Below are 4,493 nucleotides of genomic sequence, written 5' to 3' on the forward strand. Positions count from 1 at the left end.
TCCACCGGCGACAGCTCCGGCCGCTCCCCGACGAACGCCGCCAAGCGCGCCGCCTGCGCCCGCAGCGCCGCCTCCGACTTACCCGACACCACCCAGGCGACCGGGGCGTCGACCGTCACGTCCTCGTCCTTCGCGGGCTCCTCCACCGGAGCCTGCTCCAGCACCACGTGCGCGTTCGTCCCACTGATGCCGAACGAGGACACCGCCGCCCGGCGCGGACGCCCGACCTCGGGCCACGCGCGGCCCTCGGTCAGCAGCTCCACCGCACCCGCCGACCAGTCGACGTGCGGGGTCGGCTCGTCCACGTGCAGGGTCCGCGGCAGCACGCCCTCACGCAGCGCCATGACCATCTTGATGATGCCCGCGACGCCGGCGGCCGCCTGGGTGTGACCCAGGTTGGACTTGATCGAGCCGAGCCACAGCGGCTCGCCCTCCTCGCGGCCCTGCCCGTACGTGGCGATCAGCGCCTGGGCCTCGATCGGGTCGCCCAGCGTGGTGCCGGTGCCGTGCGCCTCCACCACGTCCACGTCGCCCGTGGACAGACCCGCGTCGACCAGCGCCTGGCGGATCACCCGCTGCTGCGACGGACCGTTCGGCGCCGTCAGACCGTTGGACGCACCGTCCTGGTTGACGGCCGAACCCCGCACCACCGCGAGGACCTTGTGCCCGTTGCGCCGCGCGTCCGACAGCCGCTCGACGAGCAGCATGCCGACACCCTCCGACCAGCCGGTGCCGTCGGCCGCGCCCGCGAAGGGCTTGCAGCGGCCGTTCAGCGCCAGGCCGCGCTGCAGGGCGAAACCGGCGAAGGTGTCCGGGGTGGACATGACCGTCACGCCGCCGACCAGCGCCATCGAGCAGTCGCCACTCCTCAGGGACTGAGTCGCCATCTGGAGCGCGACCAGCGAGGAGGAGCAGGCCGTGTCGACGGTGACCGCCGGGCCCTCGAAGCCGAAGGTGTACGAGACGCGCCCGGACACCACGCTGCTCGCGCTGCCGTTGCCGAGGAAGCCGGCCAGCTCCTCCGGGATCTCGGTGAGCCTGGAGGCGTAGTTGTGGTACATCACGCCGGCGAACACGCCGGTCCGGCTGCCGCGCACCGACGCCGGGTCGATGCCCGCCCGCTCCAGCACCTCCCAGGAGGCCTCCAGCAGCAGCCGCTGCTGCGGGTCCATGGCGAGCGCCTCGCGCGGCGAGATCCCGAAGAAGGTCGGGTCGAACTCGGCCGCCTGCTGGAGGAAGCCGCCCTCCAGGAGGTAGTCGGACGCGGGGCGGTCGGTGTCACCGTCGAACAGGCCGTCCAGGTCCCAGCCGCGGTCGGTCGGGAACGGCACGATGCCGTCGCCGTCGGCCAGCAGGAACTGCCACAGTTCCTCGGGCGAGCTGATCCCGCCCGGATAGCGGCACGCCATCCCGACGATCGCGATCGGCTCGTCGTCCGAGGCCGTCCGGACGGCCGTCGGCTCGACGACCTCCGGCTCCTCACCCAGCACCTCACCGAGCAGGAACTCCGCCACGGACACCGAGTTCGGGTAGTCGAACACCAGCGTCGCCGGCAACCGCAGACCCGTCGCCGCACCCAGCTGGTTGCGCAGCTCCACCGCCGTCAGCGAGTCGAAGCCCAACTCCTTGAACGCCCGCTCCGGCTCCACCGCCGACGCACCCTGGTGGCCCAGCACCGCGGCCACCTGACCACGCACCAGCTCCAGCAGCACCGCCCGCCGCTCCACGGCCGTCAACCCGACCAGCCGCTGCGCCAGCGCACCCGTCTCGGCCGTCGCCGCCTGCGCCGTCCGACGCGAGGACACCCGCACCAGCGACCGCATCAACGGCGGCACACCCACCGCCGGAGCCTGTGCCCGCACCGCCGCCAGATCCAACCGCATCGGCACCAACAGCGCCCGCTCCGACACCCAACCGGCGTCGAACAGCTCCAGACCCTCGTCACCCGACAGACCGGCCAACCCACCCCGGTTCATCCGGTTGAGGTTGGTGTCCCCGAGGTCACCGGCCATGCCGCTCTGCTCCCAGGCGCCCCAGGCCAGCGAGGTCGCGGCCAGGCCCTGCGAGCGGCGGTGCTCCGCCAGCGCGTCCAGGAAGGTGTTCGCCGCCGCGTAGTTGCCCTGGCCCGGGCTGCCCATCACACCGGCGACGGAGGAGAACAGCACGAACGCCGACAGGTCCAGGTCGCGCGTCAGCTCATGCAGGTGGAACGCCGCGTCCACCTTCGGACGCAGCACCGCCTCCAGACGCTCCGGAGTGAGCGAACCGACCACACCGTCGTCCAGCACACCGGCCGTGTGCACGACCGCCGTCAGCGGACGCTCGGCCGGCACGGCGGCCAGCAGGGCGGCCAGCGCCTCACGATCGGCGACGTCGCACGCCGCGACCTCCACCTCGACCGCGCCCAACGCGACCAACTCGTCCGCCAGCTCCCGCGCACCCTCGGCGGCCAGACCACGCCGACTGGTCAGCAGGAGGTGACGCACACCGTGCTCGGCGACCAGATGACGGGCCACCAGCGAACCCAGCGCACCCGTACCACCGGTGACCAGCACCGTCCCGCCCTCCGCGAGCGCGACCTCCGCCCCGCCCGCCCGGGAGGCACGGACCAGGCGCGAGACGACGATCCTGCCTTCGCGGACGGCCGCCTCGGTCTCGTCCGAGCCGAGGACCGACCAGAGCAGCCCTGAGGTCACCGACTCGTCGGCGTCCACCAGCACGAACCGGCCCGGATTCTCCGACTGCGCCGACCGGACCAGGCCCCAGACCGGAGCACCGGCCGGGTTCTCGCCCAGCGCGCCCCGGGTCACGAACACCAGACGCGAACCGGCGAAACGCTCCTCCGCCAGCCAACCCTGCACCAGCGCCAGAGCCTCCACCGCCGTGCGGTGGGCGGCACCCACCACGTCATCGCCCCCGGACGGGGCGATCGGCGCGAACACCACCTCCGGCACCGAACCAGCCGCAGCCAGCTCCGCCAGACCGGCGAACGCCGCACCACCGGCGAACACACCCTCCGCCGAACCCAGCACCGCCCACGAACCGGCCTCGGCCGCCGGCAGCGCCTGCACCGACCAGTCCAGCCCGAACAACGCCTCGTGCGCCGCCTCCCGCCCCCCGGACAGCTGGTCGGTGAGCGGCCGCAGCGCCATCGACACGACGGCGGCGACCGGGGCACCGGTCTCGTCGGCGGTCACGATGGTCACCGCGTTCGTGCCGGCGGGCGACAGCTTCACCCGCAGGACGGAGGCGCCGGTGGCGTACAGGGACACCCCGCTCCAGGCGAACGGCAGCCACGAGCCCCCGGAGGTGGCCGTGTCCACGAAGTCGCCCAGGGCCACCGCGTGCAGGGCGGCGTCGAGCAGGGCGGGGTGAACGCCGAAGCCGTCGACCGGTACGCCCTCGGGCAGCGCGATCTCCGCGAAGACGGCGTCCTCGGCACGCCAGGCGGCGCGCAGGCCCCGGAACACCGGACCGTAGACCAGACCGCTCACGGCCAGGCCCTCGTACAGGTCCTCCACCTCGACCGGCTCGGCACCCTTCGGCGGCCACACCGACAGGTCGAAGGAGGACTCGGCGGCACCGGCCGCGAGGAAGCCCGTCGCGTGGCGCGTCCACGGCTCATCGGTCTCCGCGTCGTCCGCACGGGAGTACACCGCGACCGGACGGAAACCGTCGGCACCGATGGCCTCCACCGACACTCGCAGAGCGAGGCCGCCCTGCTCGGGCAGCACCAGCGGAGCCTGGAGCATCAACTCCTCGACCTGACCGAAGCCCACCTGGTCACCGGCGTGGATCGCCAGCTCCAGCAGACCCGTGCCGGGCACCAGAACCGATCCCGACACCGCGTGATCGGCCAGCCACGCGTGCGACTGGAGGGAGAGCCGGCCCGTCAGCAGGACACCGTCCGAATCGGGCAGGGCGATCGCCGCACCCAGCAGCGGGTGACCGGTCTTCCCCAGACCGAGGCTCGTCGCGTCGCCGGCCGCAACGGTCGCGCGCAGCCAGTAGTGCTGGTGCTGGAAGGCGTAGGTCGGCAGGTCGGTGCGGCTCGCGCCGCGAGCGGCGAAGACGCCCTCCCAGTCCAGCTCGGAGCCACGGGCGTGCAGGCCGGTGACGGCCTGGGTGAAGGTCAGGGCCTCGGGGCGGTCCTTGCGCAGGACGGGAGCGAAGTGGCCCTCGGTGATCTCCTGGGCCAGGGCGGAGAGGGTCCCGTCCGGACCCAGCTCCAGGAACCTGGTGACACCCTGCTCCGCCAGGTACGCGATGCCGTCGGCGAAGCGCACCGCCTCACGGACATGGCGCACCCAGTACTCGGGAGACGTCAGCTCGGTCGCCAACTCACCGGTGACGTTGGAGACCACGGCGAGCTTGGGTTCGCTGTAGGTCAACTCGGCTGCCACGGCGCGGAACTCGGCCAGCATCGGCTCCATCCGCGGCGAGTGGAACGCGTGGCTCACCCGCAGCCGGCGGCCTCGCCGGCCCTCCGACTT

General features: G+C 73.0%; 1 protein-coding gene. It reads right to left on the bottom strand.

All coding sequences use genetic code 11. The annotated features are described in order from the left end of the window. On the bottom strand, positions 1 to 4,493 hold a 4,493-nt coding region (locus AC0B61_RS36950), incomplete at both ends, for an SDR family NAD(P)-dependent oxidoreductase (protein ID WP_471746890.1).

This window comes from Kitasatospora sp. NPDC023385 (assembly GCF_055664045.1).